The organism is Bradyrhizobium genosp. A, assembly GCF_049949275.1.
In the GTDB taxonomy this organism is placed as follows: domain Bacteria; phylum Pseudomonadota; class Alphaproteobacteria; order Rhizobiales; family Xanthobacteraceae; genus Bradyrhizobium.
This window is the reverse complement of the sequence record NZ_CP188196.1, coordinates 6,304,572-6,327,073: the sequence shown is the minus strand read 5'-3', so window position 1 is coordinate 6,327,073 and position 22,502 is coordinate 6,304,572. Positions and strand designations below refer to the sequence as shown.

The following is a 22,502-nucleotide window of genomic DNA, read 5'->3' as shown; positions in this document are numbered from 1 at the left end:
CGAGGGAGGAGCACAGTGACAGCGAAGCGCACGATCAGGGCTGGGGCGATTCAGATCGCGCCAGATCTGGATACGCCGACCGGAACGGTCGACCGGATCCTGGCGGCCATCGCCGAGGCGGCCGGCAAGGGAGTCCAGTTCGCCGTTTTTCCGGAGACGTTCGTTCCCTGGTACCCGTATTTCTCCTTTGTCCGTCCGCCGGTCCTGAGCGGCGCGGAGCACATCCAGCTCTACGACAACGCCGTCGTCGTGCCCGGTCCGGTTACGGACGCGGTTGCGCAAGCGGCCAAGCGTCATGGCATGGTGGTGGTGCTCGGCGTCAACGAGCGCGATCACGGCTCGCTTTACAACACCCAACTCGTATTCGACGCGAACGGCGCGCTCGTCCTGAAGCGGCGCAAGATCACCCCGACATTTCACGAGCGCATGATCTGGGGGCAGGGCGATGGCGCCGGCCTGAAGGTGGTCGAGACCGCAGTCGGCCGCGTCGGCGCGCTGGCCTGCTGGGAGCATTACAACCCGCTCGCCCGCTACGCGCTGATGGCCCAGCACGAAGAAATCCATGCGGCCCAGTTTCCGGGATCGCTGGTCGGACAGGTCTTTGCCGACCAGATCGAGGTGACAATCCGGCATCATGCGCTGGAAAGCGGATGCTTCGTCGTCAACGCCACCGGCTGGTTGACCGAGGAGCAGATTGCGAAAATATCGCCCGAAGAAGGCCTGCGCAAAGGCCTGCGCGGCGGCTGCATGACCGCGATCGTCTCTCCGGAAGGCAATCATTTGGCGCCGCCCTTGACCAGCGGCGAGGGCATCCTTGTCGCCGATCTCGATCTCGCCCTGATCACCAAACGCAAGCGGATGATGGACTCGGTCGGCCACTACGCTCGGCCGGAGCTGCTTTCGCTCGTGTTGAACGACCGAGCCGCGCGTCCGATGCACGGCTTTCACCCGAACCGCCTCGCGCCCATTCCGGGAGACCAATCAGATGAGACCGCAGATGCCGCAACCCAAGGCGATACCGACCGAGCAGCTGATCAACGAGTTGCAGTCCTTCGGGGTCCGGCTCGCTGATCCCAAGACCGCGGGAACCGGCCGCCGCGGCGGTGCCGGGCCGTCGGATCATACGCCGTTCACGATCGACGGCGCGACCGTGATGATTCCGGTCCACAACGCGCCGGCCTTCGAGAGTCCCTATCTCGTCGAGCGTCCCGACGAGGCCAGGCGCAGCCGCATCTCGCGCGACGGCGTGGTGCTCGCCGAAGTATCGTTTCCGCTGCGACCCAAATTCTACGACCGCACCACCGAGGACGGCGTTCCCTATTGGAAGATTGCGACCCTGCACGGGCGCGACGTTCTCGCCACCACCGTCCTGCAGACCTGCATTCGCTACCAGAGCCGCACCAAGACCTGTCAGTTCTGCGCCATCGGGCAGTCGCTCGCGGCGGGACGTACGGTCGAGCGCAAGACCCCGGCACAGCTCGCCGAAGTGGCCAAGGCGGCCGTCGAGCTCGACGGTATCAGTCACATGGTGATGACGACGGGCACGCCGCATACCTCCGATCGCGGCGCCGGGATGCTTGCGGAGAGTGCGCAGGCCGTCAAAGCCGCTGTCGATCTGCCGATCCAGGCGCAATGCGAACCGCCGGACGATTTTGCCTGGTTTCAGCGCATGAAGAATTCGGGCGTCGACGCGCTCGGCATGCATCTGGAGGTCATCGGGCCCGCCGTGCGGCAAAGGATCATGCCCGGCAAGGCGCAGGTCTCGATCGAACAATATATGGAAGCGTTTGCTGCGGCCGTCCCGGTCTTCGGCCGCGGTCAGGTCTCGACCTATATCCTGGCGGGCCTTGGCGACGAGCCTTCCGGGATTCTCGCGCTGTCGCGCCGGCTCATCGATATCGGCGTCTATCCCTTCGTCGTGCCGTTCGTGCCGATTGCCGGTACGCCGCTGGAGAGCCATCCGACGCCGTCTGCGGCGTTCATGCACGAAATCCTGCGTCCGCTTGCCGAGATGCTGCGCGCCGGCGGCTTGCGCGCCACTGACATCAAGGCAGGTTGCGGCAAATGCGGCGCCTGCTCGGCCCTGTCCACCTACGAACGCGGAGCAAGCGCATGATGTTCGAGCCGTTCAAACCGTTCGTTGCACCGGAATTCCAGGTGAAGTTCGCAACCGAAGCCTGGGAGCGTGCTGCCGCCGCAGCACTGCGCCGCAACGTCTTCTGTGAGGAGCAGAACGTGTTTGCGGGCGATGATCGCGACGCGGTCGACGACATCGCCATTCCGCTCGTGGCCGTGTCTCTGCTCGGCGTGGCCGAGGCCGATGTCGTCGGGACCGTGCGCATTCACGCCGATGAACACGAGGCGGATGTGTGGTGGGGCTCCCGCCTCGCGGTTGAAAAGGGCTACCGCCGGCTCAGCGCGGTTGGCGCCGGTCTGATCCGGCTCGCCGTCTCCTCTGCGCATGCGCGCGGCTGCCGGCGGTTCCTTGCCAACGTGCAGAGTCAAAATGCGCTTCTGTTCCAGCACATGCATTGGCGCTCGCTCGGCGAATTCGAGCTGCTCGGTCGGCCGCACCATCGCATGGAGGCTGACCTCGACCACTACCCCCCGTTCCGGACGCCTGAAACCGGCTTCCTGTCACTCGCAAAACTGGCGGCCTGACGATGCTGACGGACGCCGCACTCGCAGGCCTCGCCGAAAGGCTCCGCCAAAGCCGCGGCATTGCCGCCAAGGCCGACATCGCGGCCGTTGCGGCCACGCTCGACCTCTCGGGCGGCGACGCCATCGCGGTGGGGGACGACTGCGCGGCGATCCCGGAGCGTGACGGCTACACTCTGTTCGCCATCGAAGGCTTCATGAATGAATTCGTCGCCGCCGACCCCTGGTTTGCGGGCTGGTGCGGCGCCATGGTCAACATCTCGGACGTCGCCGCGATGGGCGGACGGCCGACTGCCATTGTCAATGCGATCTGGTCCAATGGTGCGGACAAGGCTGCACCCATTCTCGAAGGATTGAAAGCTGCTGCGAAGACATTCGGTGTGCCCGTCATCGGTGGACATACCAATGTGCGCAGCGGCCAGAGCCAGTTTGCCGTCGCGATCCTCGGCCGCGCCAGGCGGCTTCTCACGAGCTTCGACGCCAGGCCCGGCGACAGGCTCATCGCGGCGATCGATCTTCGCGGCCGCTACCGCGAACCGTTCGCGAACTGGGAGGCGGCGACCGACGCGCCCGCGGAGCGGCTGCGCGATGATCTGGAGATCCTGCCGTCCATTGCCGAGGCGGGGCTCGCACTCGCAGCCAAGGACATCAGCCAGGGCGGTATCGTTGGGACCGCGGCGATGCTGGCCGAGTGTTCTCAAGTCGCCATCACGCTGGACGTTGGGGCGATTCCGATTCCTGCCGGGGCGCCGCTCGAGCGCTGGCTGCTCACGTTCCCGAGCTTCGGCTATCTCCTGTCAGCGAAGCCCGAATCCGCCGATGAGATCCTGTCGCGCTTCCAGCGACGCGGCATCGCGGCGGCCGCGATCGGAGAGGTCAGCGTGGGAACAAGCGTGGACATTCGCGCCGCTTCCGGCCGCGCAACGGTCTGGGACTTCGCGGCGCAGCCCCTGATTGGCTGCGCGCCAGGTCAGAGCTATCAGCAGCGGAGCGTGGCATGAGCGGCGGTTCGCCCCGGCTTCGCATCGCGATCCTCACGCACTCGACCAATCCACGGGGCGGTGTGGTGCACGCGCTCGCGCTTGCGGACGCCCTCGCGGACCTCGGACACAGGCCGGTCGTGCATGCGCCGGACCCTACAGGCAAAGGCTTCTTCCGCCGCAGCGTCGCCTCGACACGCTCCGTGCCCGCGTCGCCCGCCTCGGGCGACGTCGTCGCGATGGTCGAAACGCGCATCGAGGACTATGTCAGGCATTTCGAGGATATCGCGAATCGGCAGTTCGACGTCTTCCACGCCCAGGACGGTATCTCCGGCAATGCGCTCGCGACACTGAAGCAGCGCGGCCTGATTCAGCGCTATGTCCGCACCGTTCATCACGTCGATGCATTCAGGGACGAACGGCTCTGCGAACTCGACCGTCGCTCGATCGTTCACGCCGACGGCCTGTTCGTCGTCAGCCGGGTCTGGCAGGCGCAGCTGAAGGCGGAGATGTCCCGCTCAGCGACGCTGGTTGGCAACGGCGTCGACACGGCACGCTATTCGGCCGTCCCGGCATCCGCCGACCAGGTGCTGCGCGCCCGGCTCGGCCTTCGCGCAGGCCCGATCCTGCTGTCCATCGGCGGCGTCGAGCAGCGCAAGAACACGCTCGGCATTCTCGATGCCTTCCGGCAGGTGCACGCCGTGCACCGGTCCGCGCAGCTCGTCATCGCCGGCGGGGCCTCTCTCCTCGACCATGGCCTCTATCGACGACAGTTCAAGTCACGGCTGCGCGATGCGGGACTGCCGGCGGGCGCTGTGATCGAGACCGGTCCGCTGACGGATGCCGAAATGCCATCGCTTTTTCGCCTGGCCGATGCGCTGCTGTTCCCGTCGTTGCGCGAAGGCTTTGGCCTGGCTGTGCTGGAAGCGATGGCCAGTGGCGTGCCGGCGGTGGTCTCGCATATCGCACCTTTCACGGAATACCTCGGCCCGGACGACGCTGCCTGGTGCGATCCGCATCACGCAGGCTCGATCGCGGATGCCGCCCTCAGTGCGCTCGCCGGCCCCCTGCGCTCGCGCCTGATCGCAAATGGCGCCAGGGTCGCCCGGAATCATGACTGGAGCCGCACCGCCAGGGCGCACATGGCGACCTATCAGGATTTGCGCGAGGTGCATTATGCCTGAGATGCACTTCAACGTGCGCTGGCCCGATCAGCGGATAGAGGCCTGCTATTCGCCCTCGCTCGTCATCAAGGATCATTTCGTCGCCGGCACGACCTATGGGCTCGACGATTTTCGCGAACGGAGCCGCGTTGCGCTGACGATTGCGGCCGAGCGTGTCCGTGAAAAGTACGGCTTTCTCTGCTCGCGCGCGCTCGGGCAGCTCGCCCGGATCGAGGCGACGGCCGCGCAGTTCGAGGCCACGCCCGGTGCTTCCGTCACTGTCGTCTCGTTTGAAGAATAGCAGGAGCCGATCATGTCTGACCTTCACACTCACTATCCGGTCGTCGTGATCGGGGGCGGCCAGGCAGGCCTTGCAGTGAGCGCGCAACTCACGAGCCAGGGTATTGAGCATGTCGTTCTCGAAAAGAACACCATCGCTCATTCCTGGAAGACGCAGCGTTGGGACGCGTTCTGCCTTGTCACGCCGAACTGGCAATGCCAGCTTCCCGGCTTTCCCTACGCCGGCGGGGATCCGCATGGATTCATGCTGCGCGACGAGATCGTCTCTTACATCGAGGATTTCGCCAGGCACATCAGTGCGCCGGTCCGCGAAGGTGTCGCCGTCACACGCCTCAGGCAATCCGGTCGCGGCTTCATGCTCGATACGACAGCCGGCGAGATCGCCGCGGATCGCGTCGTGCTGGCCGTCAGCGGATATCACGTCCCGAAAGTGCTGCCGTTTGCCGACCGGCTCGATCCATCGATCACGCAGATCCATTCCTCCGCCTACCGCAATCCGGATCAGTTGCCGCCGGGCGAAATCCTCGTGGTCGGGAGCGGGCAATCGGGCTGCCAGATCGCCGAAGACCTGCATCTGGCCGGCCGCAAGGTGCATCTCGCCGTCGGCAGCGCGCCGCGGTGCCCGCGCTTCTATCGCGGCCGGGACGCCGTGGCCTGGCTTGACGATCTCGGCCAGTATGACCTGCCCGTCGATCAGCATTCGCTGAAGGAGGGCGTTCGCAAGAACGCCAACCATTATCTGACCGGACGGGACGGCGGCCGCGACATCGACCTGCGCAGATTCGCCCTTGAAGGCATGAAGCTCTACGGTCGTCTCAGGGATGGCCGCGGAACCAGGTTGCGGTTCGGCGATGATCTTCAGATCAATCTCGACAGTGCCGATCGGGTCTACAACGGTATCTGCCGACTGATCGACGAGCACATCGCAAAGAATGGAATCGCGGCGCCTGTGACGCCTCACTATGAGCCCGTGTGGTCTCCCACTGCGGTGCCCACGGAGCTCGATCTCGCAGCGAGCGGCATCAGCAGTATCATCTGGACGACCGGCTTCCGGTCCGACTGGTCCTGGGTCGACCTGCCGATGTTCGATGGTACCGGTTATCCAACCCACAAGCGGGGCATTACATCGGTCGACGGCGCCTATGTGGTCGGCCTGCCGTGGCTCTACACTTGGGGCTCGGGCCGGTTTGTCGGCATCGGGCGTGATGCAGAGTTTGTTGCAGACCACATCAAAGAGCGATCGAGCGCATCGCATGCTGGCACGCATCAGGCCGGCCCACGCGAGGTCTCGCAATATGCAGCGAGCGAGGCTGTGTAGCCTCGCGATCGCGTTCTTATACCGCCGCCCGCGTGTTGAGGTAGATCGAATACAGCGAGGTCTGTCCGCAGATGTAGAGGCGGTTGCGGCGCGGGCCGCCGAAGCAGACATTGGCGGCGATCTCACCGATCGGGACCGTACCGAGATGCGTTCCGTCCGGCGCGTAGCAGAACACGTTGCGGCCCGCCGACGTCCAGATGTTGCCATGGATGTCGCAACGGAAGCCGTCATAGAGCCCGTCCTGGCAGGTGGCAAACAGCGAGGCTTCCCCGACTGTTTGCCCCTTGACTTCATAGGACCAGATCGTCGGCGGAAGCCCGCGGACATGCGTCGCGCCGGTGTCGGCGACATAGAGCCGGGTTTCGTCCGGCGAGAAGGCCAGCCCGTTGGGCTGCACCCGGTCGGATACGACGCGCGTGATGGCACCGGAGCCGCCCTCGATCCGGTAGACGTTGGAGGCGCCGATCTCTGACGGGCTCTGCTGTCCTTCATAGTCGCTGTCGATGCCGTAAGTCGGATCGGAGAACCAGATCGAATTGTCTGACTTGACCACGACGTCGTTGGGTGAGTTCAGCCGGCGGCCCTCGAACGCATCCGCCAGCACGGTGATCGAGCCATCATGCTCGGTGCGGGTGACGCGCCGCATGAAATGCTCGCAACTGACCAGCCGCCCCTGGCGATCGGTCGTGTTGCCGTTGGAATTGAAGCTCGGCGCGCGGAACACCGACACGGATCCGTCGGTTTCGTCGAAACGCATCATCCGGTTGTTCGGAATGTCGGACCAGATGAGATAGCGACCGGCCGGGAAGTAGGCGGGGCCTTCGGCCCAGCGGCAACCGCTGGTGAGTTTTTCGAGATTGACATGGCCGATGACCAGCCGCTCGAAGCGAGGGTCGTGGGCGACATAGGGGAGCATGCGTCCTCCTTGATGGCCGCAGATTCTTGGAACTGCCTGCGTGCCGTTTCCCTCAGTGTGATTGACCCCGCCGAATTTGCAAGATGCTTGGTCCCGTGACGCATCGATGCAGAAACGAAATGCCCGGGACATCTAGCGCGAAGACGCGCTTCGCGCTTCTGCCCGGGCATCACGCATTTGCGGAAAGCGTTCTTGCGCTTCTTACTGCGACAGCTTCACAAAGTTCGGAAACTTCAGCCTGCCTTCCGCGATCTTCTCCGGCCAGACCACGACCTGCTTGGAGTCCTGCCACTGGAAGACGAAGCCGGTCACCGCGCCGGGGCCGGACTTGATGGCCCCGATCACGGAGACGACCCGGTTTTGACTATTAGCCGACCGCGGCATCCGGGGCTCGGCGGGTGTGATTCATTTTTCTGGATTGTCAGCGTTCTGTCGTCGGATTGAGACGAACGAGTTCCAGTCTGGCGTCCCGCGCGTCCGCGAAGCGCATCCATCAAGCGGGCGCTCCTTTACAACTCAAGGGAATTTCCCTCATGAACAGATTGCTTGTGGGCGCCTCCGGCGTCCTTGCGGTGCTCTCTGCAGGATCCGTGTCGGCCGCTGACCCGACGATTTCCTATGTCCCGAAAAGCCTTGCAGAATCAGTGATCAAGCACGGTCCATGGACCCTGCATGAATCGGCCGACCGCTTTGAACAGGATGAGTCGGGCGATCATTTCAGACACGGCCGGGACGACCATCGCGATCGCGACGACCGCGATTTCTTCAAGCATGATGCGTCCGGCATCGTCCCGACGACAGCGGGTCCACCCTACGCCAATTCTGGCGTGCCTTATGCCAACTACTGCGTGAACGGCACCCCGACGATCAATCACACCGCCAGTGTGATGCAGCCGTATTATTTTCCGTTTGTTCGCCGCTACGGCAACATCCTCGAAGGGTTCTTCGACTATCGCCCGCGCAATCAGCAGGAAGCCGTTGTGGCGGCGATTTCGACCGACTGGGGTGCTTCATGGCGCTTCACCGGCAAAGCGCTGGCGCTCAACCCGTATTGCCCTTGGGATCCGACCGATCCGGACAATCTGTATCTGAGCGTCAACGGGGTCAAAACGGCCTACGGGGCGGACTCCGCCAGTGCCGGGGATAATGGCCTTGGGCACCCGGTGGTGCTGCGCGTGAACGGTGTGCAGCGCATCTATCAACTGAACCGGGCCAACGGCCATATCGACAACGACCCGCTGGTGGTGCACACGCTGCCTCCGTCGTCGGAGCCGGGCTCGCTGGTCTCGCTTCCAGACTATGGGTATGTCAGCCCGCTCTCCACGCTCGGCTATCCGGCGCTCGAGCCGACGGCCCAGGCAACGACCGGCCTGCAGAATCCCGACGCGATTATGGGCGCTGTCACCCACGGGACCACCACCACCGTCATCTACGTGGAAAAGACGCTGAATGCGGACAAGACTTTCCCCATTGCCCAGCAGTGCCCGAATACACCCGCCTTTGCGCTGACCAACTTCGTCAACGGAAAACCGCGCAAGCCAAATCATGACGTGACCACGGTGCGCGTGGCCACCACGACGGACGGCCTCAACTTCACCGACGTCGGCGTTGCCACCGGGCTGTTTGATCCGACGACCGTGGCGCGCAATGGGACCCGCTGGCTCGGCAGCGGCAGCATCATCCGCCTCTCCGACGGCCGTTACGGCATGTTCTTCGGGGCCGGCAACTGCCTCGATAACGACTCCGACGGCTTCCACTACATCGGCTACGCCGAAACCAACAACCAGGTCAACGCGGCGACCGACCTGCTGGCTTGGCATGTGGTCTACGGGTTTGACAATCCGATCCTGTCCACCGACACGGTTGTCGATCCGGCGGGACCGACGCCATATCCGAAGAATGCTCCGGTGGTGAACGTCACTGGCGCCGAAGCGCTGACCCCTGCTCAGGTCGCGCCATTCGTGCCGGCTGTGCCGCCCGCAGCAACGCCTCCCTTCGTGACGCCGCCGGGTGGCTACAACTCGAACTTCTTCAGCGGTCGCGTCTATGATCCGCAAGCGCTGTACACCGACGAGAAGACGGTGACGATCGTGTTTGCGGGCTACAACACGCCGCAACCCAGCAACAATCTGGGTGACTATCGCACGATCGGGCGCTTTCAGCTGCGCTTCCCGGCAGGCTACGTCTCGCCGTTCTGAGACTCGCATCTTGCGGGGGACAGGCAACGGCCTGTCTCCCGCAATGGCTTAATTATCACGCGCGCTGTCCGGAAGTCATGTGTTGCCTCGGAGAGGAGGGCGTGACTCATGAATTCGTCGACGCTGGCCCCTGACATGCCCTCAACCTCTATCGATCACCCAGCGGTTCACCGCTTGGTGAAAGTTGAGAGGGCCTGGAACAGTCATGTGCGTCTTGACGTACTTGAAGCCCGCCTTTTGGAGAGTGCGGTTCGGAGCCACGTTGAACGCATTGGGCTCACAGAAGAGCTGCTTCAGCTTGAGAGCCTGGAAATACAGTTCGACGGTCTGTCTGACACACGCGACGCCGACACCCTGTTGACGTTGTGAGGCATCGGTGATGTGAAGGTGCATATGTGCTTGCTGGCCAACGCGGATCTTGTCAGCGGTCGAGAACCCAAAGAACCTGTCATCGCAAAGCCAGCTCACCAAAAGGCTGCTCCTCTGTTCGACGGGCTGGTCGAACATCTGCTCATAGAGTCGCTGCCATTGTGATGCCTGCGGCAGTCGCGACGGATCGACCCCGAGCATTTCCAAATGCTCCGGCGTCGCTGCGTGGAAATACTCAATGACCAATGCAGTCTCCTGAAACGTCATCGGACGAACAGTGAGGGTCATTTGGTAGTCCTAGCCCTGGTCGCTAAAAGTTCTCGGGCGCGATCGAGATCGGCCAGCGTGTCGACACCCAACGGCTCGGTGTGGATCACCTTCGCGTCCATCCGCATGCCATGCTCGATTGCTCTGAGCTGTTCAAGGCTTTCGCGCTGCTCGAGGACGCCGCGTGCGAGGCTGACATATTTTGTCAACGCCTCGCGCCGATAGGTGTACATGCCGACGTGATGATAGTGCTTCCCCGCTCCTGAAGGGATCACGGCCCGGCTGAAGTAAACCGCACGACCGATGGTTTCTCCCGGGTTGATCGCAAGGGCGATCTTCACAACGCTCGGTGCCTGAAGCTCGACGGGATCCTCGATCTCGGTTGCGAGCGTTGCAATCGCGCATTCGGCATGTCGGGACAACGGCTCCATCGTCGCTCGTATCGTCGCCGGATCAATGGTCGGCAGGTCACCTTGAAGGACAACGACGACATCGTATGCCGCTTCCGTGTCGATCAACTGCAATGCCGCGTGCGCACGATCCGACCCCGTCGGGAGGGTTGGGTCGGTCAGGACGGCCCGTCCGCCCAGATCGTCGATGACATCCACGATGGCTTGATCGCCACAGGCAACGACGGCGGGGCCGATACCGGCCTCGATACCCCTTCGCCAGACGTGAACGATCATTGGCTGACCGTTGATATCCGTCAGCGCCTTGCCCGGGAGCCTGGTCGAACCGAGCCGGGTGGGTATGATTACAATCGGACGCATCGAAACTTTCCGCTTCCTGAATGGGCAACGTAGCGCGCATATTCGAGGCGCCAGCGGGGCACGCTGGCGCCTCGTCACGATTCAACTCGGGCCTGCTCAGCCCGGTCCCGCACCTTGCGTCGCTGTGTACACGGCGTAGAGCGACTGGCTCGCGGCCATGAACAGGCGGTTTCGCTTCGGTCCGCCGAAGCAGATGTTGCCGCAGACTTCCGGCAGGCGAATGCGGCCGAGCAGCTTGCCGTCCGGCGACCACACCGTCACGCCGTTATAGCCGACGGCGCGACCGGCATTGCTGGAGGCCCAGACATTGCCGTTGACGTCGCAACGCACGCCGTCGGGTCCGCACTTCACGCCGTCGATCATGAAGTCGCTGAACCGCTTCTGGTTGGACAATTTGTTGTCGCTGCCGACGTCGAACACGAACACCTCGCCCTTGCCGCCCGGGCCGGTGTCACCCGGTCCCTTGCCGGTTGAGACGACGTAGAGCTTCTTGAAGTCGGGCGAGAAGCACAGGCCGTTCGGATCTGGCACCTGCTCCTCGGTGACGACGAGATCGACGCGGCCTGAGGGGTCGATGCGATAGCAATTGGTCGGCAGCTCGCGCTTGCCCGGTGCGAAGCCGGCTGGCTGCCCGATCCGCGGATTGAGCTTGCCTGGCGCATTGCTCGGTCCGCCCGGGGCGTCGGGTTCGCCCTCGTAGAGCTGGCCGCCATAGGGCGGATCGGTGAACCAATAGCTGCCGTCGGGATGCGCCACGATGTCGTTCGGCGAGTTCAGCTTCTTGCCATTATAGTTGTCGCACAGAATCGTGGCGGTGCCGTCGTTCTCATAGCGCGTCACCCGCCGGGTCAGGTGCTCGCAGGAGAGCTGGCGGCCCTGGAAGTCGAACGAGTTGCCGTTGCTGTAGTTCGACGGCGTGCGGAACACGCTGACATGACCGTCGTCCTCGCTCCAGCGCATCTGCCGGTTGTTGGGAATGTCGCTCCACAACAGATATCGGCCTTGCGCGTTCCACGCCGGACCTTCGGCCCACAGCAGGCCGGTATGGAGCCGCTTGATCGCGGTGTTGGGCTGCGCGAGGTCGTCGAAGGACGGATCGACGGCGATGATGTCGGGATCCCAGAAATAGGTGGTCGGCGCGCCGCGCGGACTGAAATCGCGCGGCGGTGCGGTGATCGTCGTCGGCGGGGCGGCAGGTCCGGTCTGGGCCAGCGCGGTGCCCGTTCCGGCCATCGTGACCGCGGCACCGAGCGCAAGTCCCTGGACCAGCGTCCGTCGTGAAAGCGCAGCATCTTGCTCACGCTGCTGTTGGCGTGTCATTCGCGTCCTCCCAGGTCATGTTCGGCTGGCCGGTTGATCCGGCCGAGCAAGTGCAAGGTTAGTCCCGTCCGCAATGAGTTGCGAGGGCTGCCGTCGCATCGTCCGCGCGATTTAAAGATGGTTGAATTCGTCAATTTGCCGATTCATGTGGGAATAAAAGTGAACGGCCGTTCTGCACGGTGTGTCGCGACAATTCGCGCGCCCTTGAGAAATCCTTCGGGGAATTAACCCAGCCCCAGTTTGGACCCTGTCAAGCCTTGACGTCGCCTCTATTGCTACGCAGAAGCCTTGGGAGAAAGGCCGCAGCCAATGGTGCAGGGTATCATCACATTGATCGTGTTGCTCGGGATCGCGTATGCGGCCGGCTATTTCACGCGCGATTTCCAGTCCCGCAAGCGGCGTGCCGTGGCTCGCCGCTCGAGCGGCTACACGCAGCCGGACTGGCTTAGCCCCACCGTTCCCGCCAACACGAATGAAACTCCGACCCCCGCCCCCGGTGAACTCGGCCAGATGCTGGATCGCTGGGAAAGCAGGGCCCGCTCACGTCGCGCGGGGTAGGCCTCCAGGCGCCACAAGCTCAACCGTCATCCCCGCGCAACCGCGACGCGGTTGCGCGGGGATGACGGCAGTGCGTGTGGCCCGACCGATAGCAGCGCTATCCCTTGTGTTGGGCGCCGGGCAAAACACGCCATCGTTGGGTCAATCGGCGCGCGTCAAAATATTCCACTTTACCGAAATTCGGTTTTGTCGTATGTGTTGCCTATCCTGATCCGGCGAAAAGGGGCGGTCCTAGCAACCAGGTCAATCCCACTGACCATCTTTTGGCGTTGCAGGAGCCGCCATTTCTCGTCTAGAAACGACGCACTGAGCCTCCCGGCAACCAACCGTCGACGGTTTTGTCCGAGAATTTGGGGCTCAAAAGGGTCTGGCAATGCTGATTCGCGGCCAAATCGATGGGATTTCGGGGGAGGTGGCTCTGGCCGCCGCCACGATCCCGGCCGCGCTGCTGCCCACCCTCCTTCTTGGCGGGCTTCTTCTTACTTGCCCCTGAGGGCCGGCTGGGCGCGACGCGCCTGGGCGCTCAGGGGGTGTACGAGATCACCGGACCCCAGATGCGCCAGGAATGACCGGCGCGAACGCTTAAAGGGATTTTCGAAATGGCCCCCGTGAACAAGTCCGACAAGGACCGCGTCATCATTTTCGACACCACGCTGCGCGACGGCGAGCAGTGCCCCGGCGCCACCATGACCTTCGAGGAGAAGCTCGAGGTCGCGGAGCTGCTGGACGACATGGGCGTCGACGTCATCGAAGCCGGCTTCCCGATCACTTCGGAAGGCGACTTCCAGGCCGTCAGCGAGATCGCCCGCCGTTCCAAGAACGCCGTCATCGCCGGCCTGTCGCGCGCGCACCCGGCCGACATCGACCGCTGCGCCGAGGCGGTGAAATTTGCAAAACGCGGCCGCGTCCACACCGTGATCGCGACCTCGCCACTGCATATGCGGGTGAAGTTGAACAAGACGCCGGAGCAGGTGATCGAGACCTCGGTCGCGATGGTCGCGCGTGCCCGCAACCAGATCGACGACGTCGAATGGTCGGCCGAGGACGGCACCCGCAGCGAAATGGATTATCTGTGCCGCATCGTCGAGGCCGTGATCAAGGCCGGTGCGACCACGGTGAACATCCCCGACACCGTCGGCTACACGGTGCCGGAGGAATACACCCACTTCATGAAGACGCTGATCGAGCGCGTGCCGAACTCGGACAAGGCGGTGTTCTCCGTGCATTGCCATAACGACCTCGGCATGGCCGTGGCGAACTCGCTGGCCGGAATCGTCGGCGGCGCACGTCAGGTCGAGTGCACCATCAACGGCATCGGCGAGCGTGCCGGCAACGCCGCGCTCGAAGAGATCGTGATGGCGATCAACGTGCGCAACGACAAATTCCCCTATTGGAACAAGATCGACACCACGCAGCTCACCCGCGCCTCGAAGGTGGTGTCGGCGGCGACCTCGTTCCCGGTGCAGTACAACAAGGCCATCGTCGGCCGCAACGCCTTCGCGCACGAGAGCGGCATCCACCAGGACGGCGTGCTGAAGGATGCCTCGACCTACGAGATCATGCGGCCCGAGATGGTCGGCCTGAAGCAGTCCTCGCTGGTGCTCGGCAAGCATTCCGGCCGCCATGCCTTCGTGCACAAGCTGGAGGAGATGGGCTACAAGCTCGGTCCGAACCAGCTGGAAGATGCGTTCACGCGGATGAAGGCGCTCGCCGATCGCAAGAAGGACATTTACGACGAGGACATCGAGGCGCTGGTCGACGAAGAGATGGCGGCGTCGCACGACCGCATCAAGCTGACCTCGCTGACCGTGATCGCCGGCACCCATGGCCCGCAGCGCGCGACCATGAAGCTCGACGTCGACGGCCAGATCAAGATCGAGGAAGCCGAGGGCAACGGTCCTGTCGATGCAGTGTTCAATTGCATCAAGCGCCTGGTGCCGCATGAAGCCAAGCTCGAGCTGTACCAGGTCCACGCCGTCACCGAAGGCACCGACGCGCAGGCGGAAGTCTCGGTGCGTTTGTCGCATGAGGGACGTGCGATGACGGCGCGTGCGGCGGATCCGGATACGCTGGTGGCGTCCGCAAAAGCCTATCTCGGCGCGCTCAACAAGATCGTCATGAAGCGCCAGCGCGACACCGTGACGACGGCTGCGGCGAGCTGACACTGACTTCGCCTCTCCCGCTTGCGGGAGAGGCCGACGCGCCCCGGGCGATGCGAAGCATCGTCCCGCGCGCCGCGGGTGAGGGCTCTCTCCTCCAGGGGAATCTCGCTTGCGGAGACACCCTCTCCCCAACCCTCTCCCGCAAGCGGGAGAGGGGGCGCAGCGGCATCTGCGGCGAATAGCTGCCCTGCTAACGGCCAATAGCGGCTCAATGCGCGAGCCGCTATTGATGCTCCCGGCTTGAGGATAGGTGCCCACATCGGGCAGCCCAAGAGAACAACAAGAGAATAACAGGGAGAGATCATGCGCATCTTCGCGACCGCCGCGTCCATCGCGGTACTGGCACTTGGCTTGGCCGTACCGGCATCGGCCCAATCGCCGATCATCATCAAGTTCAGCCACGTCGTCGCGACCGACACGCCGAAGGGCAAGGCGTCTGAAAAATTCAAGGAGCTCGCCGAGAAGTACACCGGCGGCAAGGTCAAGATCGAGGTCTATCCGAACTCGACGCTGTACAAGGACAAGGAAGAGCTCGAGGCGCTTCAGCTTGGCAGCGTGCAGATGCTGGCGCCATCCAACTCGAAGTTCGGCCCGCTCGGCATCCGCGAGTTCGAGGTGTTCGATCTGCCCTACATCCTTCCCGACCTGAAGACGCTGCGGAAGGTGACGGAAGGTCCGCTCGGAGCAAAGCTGCTCAAGCTGCTCGAGCCGAAGGGCATCACCGGCCTTGCCTATTGGGACAACGGCTTCAAGCAGATGAGCGCCAACAAGAAGCTGGTTACGCCGGCGGATTATCAGGGCGTCAAGTTCCGCATCCAGTCCTCGCGCGTGCTGCAGGCCCAGTTCAAGGCGCTCGGTTCGCTGCCGCAGGTGATGGCGTTCTCGGAAGTCTACCAGGCGCTGCAGACCGGCGTGGTCGACGGCCAGGAGAACACCTGGTCGAACATCTATACCCAGAAGATGCACGAGGTGCAGAAGTACATCACCGAGAGCAATCACGGTTACATCGGCTACGTCGTGATCGTGAACAAGAAGTTCTGGGACGATCTGCCGGCCGACATTCGCGACCAGCTGGCGAAGGCGATGAAGGAGGCGACCGACTTCAACAACGCGCAGTCGCAGAAGGAAAACGACGACGCGCTCGCCGAGATCAAGAAGAGCGGCAAGAGCGAGATCATCAAGCTCACGCCGGAGCAGGACGAGGCGATGCGCAAGGCGATGGAGCCGGTCTACAAGGATGCGGCGAGCCGCGTCGGCCAGCCGCTGATCGATGAGTTTCTGAAGGAAGCCAAGAGCACGACGAACTAGTGTAAAGGAATGATGAAGGAAGGGCCTCCGTGTGCACTGCACGGAAGCCCTTTTTGTTACGAATGGTGTCAGGATGCGGCTGAACGGACATTCAACTGAGTTACATCTTTGATAGAACGCGCTTTCTGTCCAAGTTGTAAGTTGCACCTTGATCTTGCGGCCCTCATCTTGAGGACATCCTTCCAGAGGAGGTTCGTATGAGGAAGTTCACCATCGCCGCCATCGCCGTGCTCAGCATCGCCGGCTCGGGCGCGGTCTATGCCCAGTTTCATCGCCCGTGGATGGAGCACTTCCGCCACATCCGCATGAACCCGGAAGACCGCGCCGCCTTCGTCGACGCGCGGATCGCCGCCGTCCATGCCGGGCTGAAGCTCAACGCCGACCAGGAGAAGCTGTGGCCGCCGGTCGAGGCCGCGGTGCGCGACTTCGCCAAGCTGCGCATCGACCGCGCCAATGCGCGGATGAACGCCGGCCCGGGTGACGCTGCCAGGGACGGCGACAAGCCGGACGATCCGGTCGCCCGCCTGCGCCAGCGCGCCGACGACATGGGCGCGACCTCCGCGGCGCTGAAGAAGATCGCCGACGCTGCCGATCCGCTCTACAAGACCCTCGACGACGGCCAGAAGCGCCGCCTTGCCGTGCTGACCCGTCACCGCGGCCCGTTCGGCGGCGGCGAGGACGGCCCGCGCCACCATTTCATGGAGCGCGGCATGGACCACTTCCGCGGCGGCGACCGCGATGACGGCCCGGATCGGGAAGGGCGGCTGTGAGCGCTCCGGGATTCCCCGGGTATTAACCTTGGAGAAGCCGCTGGAATCCAGCGGCTTTTCGCATTTCCGGGGCTGTGGAAGAACCTTGGAAAACATGCGCCACATCGCTTGCCAGACCCGGATCGCTTTGCTAAACGACCGGCCTCGCAAGGCATTGACCGCCTTTCGGGCGCATAGCTCAGTTGGTAGAGCAGCTGACTCTTAATCAGCGGGTCCCAGGTTCGAGCCCTGGTGCGCCCACCAAATACAATCAATCACTTGCAGGGATTGAATACCAGAACGGTCTTTTCAGTTGGACGTTTTCGACGTCCAACCGAACCAAGAGACTGCTCGATCGTGCACGCGAGCGACCATCTGTTGCTCCGGCCCCGTAAACAGATCCTGGGAAATAAATCGCTTGGCAGCCCTTCGAGGGGCCATTCATTGTTCCGGGAGCATGCGGATTAGAAGCGCAACTACAGAGCGACTTCGATCAATCGGGGGCCGCGTTGTTTCATTGCGCTGTCGAATTGGGCCGCGAATTCGTCGATCGACGTTGCATGGCTCGCCTCGACGCCCATGCCGGACGCAAGTTTCACCCAATCAAAAACGGGGTTGTGCAGATCGGGCATCGAGAACGCCTTGGGGCCGGCGCTGTCTGCTCCAACGCGCGCCAGTTCGATGTTGAGGATCGCATAAGAATGTTTTGGCGAAGATCACCGTGGTGAGGTCGAGCGATTCCCGCGTCTGCGTCCACAACGCCTGTAGCGTATACATCGCGCCGCCAACGCCGTGGAGACAAACGACCTTCCTGCTCGAGCAGGCGATCGCGGCGCCCGTGGCCAGCGGGATGCCCTGTCCGATTGAGCCTCCGGTCAGCGTAAGGTGGTCGTGCGGCGCCATGGTGGCCGCAAATCGATGAACGAAGCCGCCCGCTGTTCCGCCTTCATCGGAAATGATGGCGCCATCCGGAAGATAGTGGGCGATGATCTGGCCGGTAGTCGCCGGATCGAGCGGTCCGCTCGGAAGTTCGGACGCTGCGGACGCGCCGACGTGCGCCGGTTGCTTTGGCGCCTTCACGGCCTCGGCGAGGGCTTCCAAGGCGACCACGCCATCCTCGTGCCTTTGGGCGAGGTAGAGGATCTTGCAGTCCTCGGGAGTGCACCACGAGGGCTTGTTCGGGTAGGCGAAGAAACTCACTGGCGGGTTCGCGCCGACCAGGAAGGTGAATCCAACCCAAGCCACTCAATGAGGACCTTCAGTCCGAATAGTGCGGAACACAGGTCATCTAGAAATGGATCTGCAGTGTGTGCGATTCTGGCTTGAGCAACTCGACTAAGGTCCGAATAAGAGCAGCGCCCCGCGTAGCGCGAGCAGCTATATCGTTCCGAATCGCCACCGAATCCTACATTTGCATCGGCATTCTTGAACCGCGAGGGATCCGACGCGCAAGGCGCAGATCGCGAGCCACACAAGATCGCTAGGCCCACGACAATTGCATAACCGTTGACGGGCAGTGATCGTGACTTTTAATTTTGGACAGCGCAAGCCTGCAGATGCGGCCCAGCATCCAGTATGTGGTCGATCCCGGCGAGACTAGCTCGAGTACGAATGCATTGGTGTTCGGTCTGAAGGCGGTCGCGAATTTCTGAAAGCAGCATCGATCGCTTAGAGGTGGGCGAGCAGCTGCAAATCGTCGAGGTCCGGCGGGCGCCTGATGGAAGGTCAATCAATGTTCTTCGCCGAAACACCGATGCTTCCGGTCGAAGACCGTCTCGCGCCGGGACCGGGATGAACGTGGACCGCCTTCGCCGTCAGCGGTTCGCCGCACTCCGAGCAGACCATAACGGGATCAAACATCTTGTGGCAGTTCTTGTGTTCGTGCAGCAGCGGTCGTCCGCGTGAGTCGACCATATGTACGTTGCCCCAATGCACGATCGACATAATGATCGGATAGAGGTCCAGACCCTTCTGCGTCAGGATATACTCATAGCGTTTGGGCGCTTCCTGATAGGGAATCTTGCGGAGTACGCCAAAGCGTACCAATTTTTTGAGCCGGTCGGCGAGCAGATGCCGGGTGATTCCGAGCGATGCCTGGAATTCATCAAACCTGCGGATGCGCAGGAAACATTCGCGCAGAACGAGCAGGCTCCAGCGGTCGCCAATGACCGCTACGGTGCGGGCCAGCGAGCACGGCTCCTCTTCGAGAGCATCCCATTTCATCAGCGTCTCCGACGATTCTGCAGCATAAGCAAAATAAATTCTAAATCAGAACTAACGGAATTTCAACAGGATACCATGTTATGGAGCAGAATTCTGAGCCTTGAATGATGATCGTCATATTGACAGTTCTGAAATAGAACTTTAGGACTCGCCTCACGATCAATCAGGCGACAGACAATTGTCGTCATCGAAGGGAAGGGCGTTCCATGTCTGCTCCGCTCAAAGTCGAGTTTCACTTCGATTTCGGCAGCCCTAACGCCTACCTCGCCGAGCTCGCGTTGCCCGCCATCGAGCAGCGAACGGGAGTGAAGTTCGACTACGTGCCGGTGCTGCTGGGCGGCGTCTACAAGGCGACCGGCAACATGTCCCCCGCTGAATCGCTACGCGGGATCAAGAACAAGCCGGAATACAATGCGCTGGAGACCGAGCGCTTCCTGCGCCGTCACAACATCACGAAGTTCAGGATGAACCCGTTCTTCCCGGTCAACACGCTCGCGCTGATGCGCGGTGCTGTTGCGGCGGAGGTCGAAGGGATGTTCGAGCCCTACTTCCGCGCGGCGTATCACCACATGTGGGTGGAGCCCAAGAAGATGGACGATCTGCAGGTGTTCCGCGCAGCGTTCCTTTCATCGGGGCTGGACATCGACCGCATCATCGCTCGCGCCCAGCAGGACGACGTCAAGAAGAAGCTCATCGAGAGCACGACCAACGCTGTGACGCGCGGCTCATTCGGCTCTCCGACATTCTTTGTCGGCAACGAGATCTATTTCGGCAAGGACAGCCTGCGCGACGTCGAAGACGAGATTCTTGTGCAATTGGCCGCGCAGCAGCGCAAGAGCGCCTGACGGCGCGGAGGCACGGCACAGAACCGAGCCCGCAAAGGGCCTTTCAACGGGAGGTGTCAATGATGAGCTGGCAGCAGGCTGCAGCCGAAATCACAAGTACATTGCCGCACCGTATCCACGAGGTGATGGACCCATATGTTGCCGCCACGCCCGATCGGACGGCGCTGATCGAAGACGGTGCCGCCCTGACCTATCGCGAGTTCGACCGGGCCGTCGGTGCCACGGCGGATGCGCTCCGCGCGCTGCGCATCCGGGCGGGCGATCGTATGATGATCGTCAGCGAGAACGCTATCGCGCTCGCTTGCCTCCTGTTCGCCGCAAGCCGGCTCGATGCCTGGGCGATTGTCGCCAACCCGCGGCTGTCGCCGCGTGAGCTCGATCAGATCAGGGACCACAGCGGCGCCCGGCGCATGTTCTTTACGGCAAAGGTCTCCGAAGAAGCAGCCGCGCACGCGATCCGTTACGGCGCGCCGGTCCAGGATGTCGGGCCGCTCCACGGCATCGGCGTGTCTGCCCTGAACCGGGAGACGCAGGCCGAGCCGGTCGAGGTCGACGGCGCGCGGCAAGTGGCGGTCCTCATCTACACCTCCGGGACGACCGGAACGCCGAAGGGCGTCATGCTCACGCATCGGAACCTGCTATTCTCGGCAAGGACGACGGCGAATTTGCGCAACATGACTGCAAACGACGTGCAGTATTGCGTGCTGCCGATCTCGCATATCGTCGGCATTTCGCTGTTGACGATGACGCTGATGGTCGGTGGCGTCACGCGCCTAGTCACCAAATACAGTCCCGCGGCGCTGGCCAAGGCGTTGGCCGAGGACGGCATCACGCTTCTGAACGGCGTGCCCGCCACCTACCAGCGGCTGTTGGAGTACAAGCAGATGGCCGGTTTGCCCAAGCTGGAGCGCGGGGCGCTGCGCCTGATGAGCGTTGCCGGCGCGCCGCTCGACCTAGAGCTCAAGGCGAAGGTCGAGAAGGAGCTTGGTCTTCCGCTCGGCAACGCCTTTGGCATCACCGAATGCTCGCCCGGAATTTCCGGCGTGCGGCCCGATGCGCCCCGTAGCGACAATTCGGTCGGTGTGCTCGTGCCAGGTATCGAGGCCCGTATCGTCGCCCGCGACGGCACCATCGTGACGAACGGCGATATCGGTGAATTGCATGTCCGCGGACCCAACGTGATGCGCGGCTACTATCGCGCGCCCGACCTCACGGCCAAAGCCATCGACCCGGACGGCTGGTTCAACACGGGCGATCTTGCGCGCTTCGAGGGCGATGCGTTGTTCATCGTTGGACGCACCAAGGAGATGATCATTCGATCCGGCTTCAATGTCTATCCCGCCGAGATCGAGGCCGTGCTGAGCACCCATCCCGACGTGGTGCAATGCGCGGCGGTCGGGCGGCCTGTCCCCGGCAACGAGGAGATCGTGGCCTTCGTCCAGCTCCTCAAGGGATCCTCGGCAACGGCGCAGGACGTGATGGCGCATGTCGCACCGGAGCTCACGTCATACAAGCGGCCGTCCGAGATCATCCTCATGGATGCGCTGCCGGCCACGTCGACGGGCAAGCTGCTGAAGCACAAGCTCGCGGAATCGCTACGCAACTGAAGCGACGAGATCGCTTCAACATCTCACAAGGCTGGAGAGGTCACATGCAGAAGAGAAACAGGACGGTCGCGGTGATTGGCGCCGGTGACTTCATCGGCGGCGAAATCGCCAAGAAGTTCGCCTCCGAAGGCTTCACGGTCTTCGCCGGTCGCCGCAATGGCGACAAGCTTGCGCCGCTGGTCAGGGATATCGAGGCCGCCGGCGGCGAGATTCACGCCCGCTCGCTCGATGCGCGCAAGGAGGAGGAGATCATCTCCTTCCTGAACGATGCCGACAAGCACGCGCCGCTCGAGGTCTGTATCTTCAACATCGGCGCCAATGTCAATTTCCCGATCCTCGAGACCACCGAACGGGTGTTCCGAAAAGTCTGGGAGATGGCCTGCTATTCCGGCTTCCTTGCCGGCCGCGAGGCCGCGCGGCTGATGCTGCCGCGGGGCAGCGGCAACATCTTCTTCACCGGTGCGACCGCGAGCTTGCGCGGCGGTTCCGGCTATGCCGCCTTCGCCAGCGCCAAGTTTGGCCTCCGCGCTGTCGCGCAGGCGATGGCGCGCGAACTCGGACCGAAGAACATCCACGTCGCGCACCTCATCATTGATTCCGGTGTCGATACCGAGTGGGTCCGGCAGCGCCGCATCGAGGCGCTTGGGCCCAATGCGCTCGACAATCCTGACGTCCTGATGCCGCCGGCATCGGTCGCGGCATCCTACTGGCAGCTTTACCAGCAGCCGAAGAGCGCCTGGACGTCCGAACTGGAGATCCGTCCCTTCGGCGAGAAGTGGTAGGGAGCAGGT

General features: G+C 62.9%; 23 protein-coding genes, 1 tRNA gene and 1 pseudogene. 17 read left to right on the top strand and 8 right to left on the bottom strand.

Annotated elements, in window-relative coordinates; genetic code table 11:
- The first annotated feature begins 15 nt into the window (after positions 1 to 15).
- From ACP2YP_RS29685 to ACP2YP_RS29655, 7 genes are read left to right on the top strand one after another with little or no spacing between them, the layout of a single operon-like run.
- Entirely contained in the window at positions 16 to 1,071 is a 1,056-nt protein-coding gene (locus ACP2YP_RS29685; RefSeq protein WP_426419782.1) for a Nit6803 family nitrilase, read from the top strand.
- The gene (locus ACP2YP_RS29680; RefSeq protein ID WP_426419781.1) at positions 998 to 2,116 is read left to right on the top strand and encodes an MSMEG_0568 family radical SAM protein; all 1,119 of its coding nucleotides are present in this window, start codon (positions 998 to 1,000) and stop codon (positions 2,114 to 2,116) included. Before ACP2YP_RS29685 ends, ACP2YP_RS29680 begins: the two co-directional genes overlap by 74 nt.
- Positions 2,113 to 2,661 (top strand): MSMEG_0567/Sll0786 family nitrogen starvation N-acetyltransferase, encoded by a 549-nt coding sequence (locus ACP2YP_RS29675; protein WP_426419780.1) that lies wholly within the window; start codon positions 2,113 to 2,115, stop codon positions 2,659 to 2,661. The genes ACP2YP_RS29680 and ACP2YP_RS29675 overlap by 4 nt, the downstream gene beginning before the upstream one ends.
- A 2-nt stretch (positions 2,662 to 2,663) precedes the next feature.
- Positions 2,664 to 3,659 (top strand): sll0787 family AIR synthase-like protein, encoded by a 996-nt coding sequence (locus ACP2YP_RS29670; protein WP_426419779.1) that lies wholly within the window; start codon positions 2,664 to 2,666, stop codon positions 3,657 to 3,659.
- Entirely contained in the window at positions 3,656 to 4,822 is a 1,167-nt protein-coding gene (locus ACP2YP_RS29665) for an MSMEG_0565 family glycosyltransferase (RefSeq protein ID WP_426419778.1), read from the top strand. Before ACP2YP_RS29670 ends, ACP2YP_RS29665 begins: the two co-directional genes overlap by 4 nt.
- Entirely contained in the window at positions 4,815 to 5,102 is a 288-nt protein-coding gene (locus ACP2YP_RS29660; protein WP_426419777.1) for an MSMEG_0570 family nitrogen starvation response protein, read from the top strand. The genes ACP2YP_RS29665 and ACP2YP_RS29660 overlap by 8 nt, the downstream gene beginning before the upstream one ends.
- A 12-nt stretch (positions 5,103 to 5,114) precedes the next feature.
- The gene (locus ACP2YP_RS29655; RefSeq protein WP_426419776.1) at positions 5,115 to 6,419 is read left to right on the top strand and encodes an MSMEG_0569 family flavin-dependent oxidoreductase; all 1,305 of its coding nucleotides are present in this window, start codon (positions 5,115 to 5,117) and stop codon (positions 6,417 to 6,419) included.
- 16 nt (positions 6,420 to 6,435) lie between these two features.
- Here the strand turns inward: ACP2YP_RS29655 and ACP2YP_RS29650 are convergent, their stop codons facing one another.
- A complete protein-coding gene (locus ACP2YP_RS29650; RefSeq protein WP_426419775.1) occupies positions 6,436 to 7,335 on the bottom strand; it encodes an SMP-30/gluconolactonase/LRE family protein in 900 nt (299 codons plus the stop codon).
- Between the two features lie 201 nt (positions 7,336 to 7,536).
- Positions 7,537 to 7,668, bottom strand: a pseudogene (locus tag ACP2YP_RS29645) (ABC transporter substrate-binding protein); the annotation flags it as partial.
- Between the two features lie 200 nt (positions 7,669 to 7,868).
- On the opposite strand from ACP2YP_RS29645, the gene ACP2YP_RS29640 reads away from it, so the two are divergent.
- Complete coding sequence (locus ACP2YP_RS29640) at positions 7,869 to 9,533, top strand: hypothetical protein (protein WP_426419774.1); 1,665 nt, start codon at positions 7,869 to 7,871, stop codon at positions 9,531 to 9,533.
- Positions 9,534 to 9,674: 141 nt separating this feature from the next.
- Here ACP2YP_RS29640 and ACP2YP_RS29635 read toward each other — a convergent pair whose 3' ends face one another.
- From ACP2YP_RS29635 to ACP2YP_RS29625, 3 genes are all read right to left on the bottom strand, one after another.
- A complete protein-coding gene (locus ACP2YP_RS29635; RefSeq protein WP_426419773.1) occupies positions 9,675 to 10,190 on the bottom strand; it encodes a GNAT family N-acetyltransferase in 516 nt (171 codons plus the stop codon).
- Positions 10,187 to 10,939 carry a 3-deoxy-manno-octulosonate cytidylyltransferase gene (locus ACP2YP_RS29630; protein WP_426419772.1) on the bottom strand — a complete coding sequence of 251 codons (753 nt, stop codon included), beginning with the start codon at positions 10,937 to 10,939 and terminating at the stop codon, positions 10,187 to 10,189. Before ACP2YP_RS29630 ends, ACP2YP_RS29635 begins: the two co-directional genes overlap by 4 nt.
- Positions 10,940 to 11,035: 96 nt before the next feature.
- On the bottom strand, positions 11,036 to 12,259 hold the full coding sequence (locus ACP2YP_RS29625; RefSeq protein WP_426419771.1) for an SMP-30/gluconolactonase/LRE family protein: 1,224 nt from the start codon (positions 12,257 to 12,259) through the stop codon (positions 11,036 to 11,038).
- A gap of 309 nt (positions 12,260 to 12,568) precedes the next feature.
- Between ACP2YP_RS29625 and ACP2YP_RS29620 the strand changes: the two genes are divergently transcribed.
- From ACP2YP_RS29620 to ACP2YP_RS29600, 5 genes are all read left to right on the top strand, one after another.
- Positions 12,569 to 12,817: a hypothetical protein gene (locus ACP2YP_RS29620; protein WP_426419770.1), complete on the top strand. Its 249-nt coding sequence runs from the start codon at positions 12,569 to 12,571 to the stop codon at positions 12,815 to 12,817.
- Between the two features lie 599 nt (positions 12,818 to 13,416).
- On the top strand, positions 13,417 to 14,979 hold the full coding sequence (locus tag ACP2YP_RS29615; RefSeq protein WP_426419769.1) for a 2-isopropylmalate synthase: 1,563 nt from the start codon (positions 13,417 to 13,419) through the stop codon (positions 14,977 to 14,979).
- 303 nt (positions 14,980 to 15,282) lie between these two features.
- On the top strand, positions 15,283 to 16,287 hold the full coding sequence (locus ACP2YP_RS29610) for a TRAP transporter substrate-binding protein (protein ID WP_426419768.1): 1,005 nt from the start codon (positions 15,283 to 15,285) through the stop codon (positions 16,285 to 16,287).
- A gap of 197 nt (positions 16,288 to 16,484) precedes the next feature.
- Entirely contained in the window at positions 16,485 to 17,057 is a 573-nt protein-coding gene (locus ACP2YP_RS29605; protein WP_426419767.1) for a Spy/CpxP family protein refolding chaperone, read from the top strand.
- 167 nt (positions 17,058 to 17,224) lie between these two features.
- Positions 17,225 to 17,300: transfer RNA gene (locus tag ACP2YP_RS29600), tRNA-Lys, on the top strand.
- Positions 17,301 to 17,512: 212 nt separating this feature from the next.
- On the opposite strand, the gene ACP2YP_RS29595 is transcribed toward ACP2YP_RS29600, so the two are convergent.
- Complete coding sequence (locus ACP2YP_RS29595; protein ID WP_426419766.1) at positions 17,513 to 17,668, bottom strand: thiamine pyrophosphate-dependent enzyme; 156 nt, start codon at positions 17,666 to 17,668, stop codon at positions 17,513 to 17,515.
- Entirely contained in the window at positions 17,640 to 18,236 is a 597-nt protein-coding gene (locus ACP2YP_RS29590) for a thiamine pyrophosphate-dependent enzyme (RefSeq protein WP_426419765.1), read from the bottom strand. Before ACP2YP_RS29590 ends, ACP2YP_RS29595 begins: the two co-directional genes overlap by 29 nt.
- Positions 18,237 to 18,592: 356 nt before the next feature.
- On the opposite strand from ACP2YP_RS29590, the gene ACP2YP_RS29585 reads away from it, so the two are divergent.
- Positions 18,593 to 18,688, top strand: coding sequence for a hypothetical protein (locus ACP2YP_RS29585; RefSeq protein ID WP_426419764.1), 96 nt, complete (start codon positions 18,593 to 18,595; stop codon positions 18,686 to 18,688).
- A gap of 73 nt (positions 18,689 to 18,761) precedes the next feature.
- Here the strand turns inward: ACP2YP_RS29585 and ACP2YP_RS29580 are convergent, their stop codons facing one another.
- Positions 18,762 to 19,259: a winged helix-turn-helix transcriptional regulator gene (locus tag ACP2YP_RS29580; RefSeq protein WP_426419763.1), complete on the bottom strand. Its 498-nt coding sequence runs from the start codon at positions 19,257 to 19,259 to the stop codon at positions 18,762 to 18,764.
- A 206-nt stretch (positions 19,260 to 19,465) separates the two neighbouring features.
- Between ACP2YP_RS29580 and ACP2YP_RS29575 the strand changes: the two genes are divergently transcribed.
- From ACP2YP_RS29575 to ACP2YP_RS29565, 3 genes are read left to right on the top strand one after another with little or no spacing between them, the layout of a single operon-like run.
- The gene (locus tag ACP2YP_RS29575) at positions 19,466 to 20,104 is read left to right on the top strand and encodes a 2-hydroxychromene-2-carboxylate isomerase (protein ID WP_426419762.1); all 639 of its coding nucleotides are present in this window, start codon (positions 19,466 to 19,468) and stop codon (positions 20,102 to 20,104) included.
- A 59-nt stretch (positions 20,105 to 20,163) separates the two neighbouring features.
- Complete coding sequence (locus ACP2YP_RS29570) at positions 20,164 to 21,711, top strand: class I adenylate-forming enzyme family protein (protein ID WP_426419761.1); 1,548 nt, start codon at positions 20,164 to 20,166, stop codon at positions 21,709 to 21,711.
- A gap of 44 nt (positions 21,712 to 21,755) precedes the next feature.
- A complete protein-coding gene (locus ACP2YP_RS29565; RefSeq protein ID WP_426419760.1) occupies positions 21,756 to 22,493 on the top strand; it encodes an SDR family oxidoreductase in 738 nt (245 codons plus the stop codon).
- Positions 22,494 to 22,502: the final 9 nt, after the last annotated feature.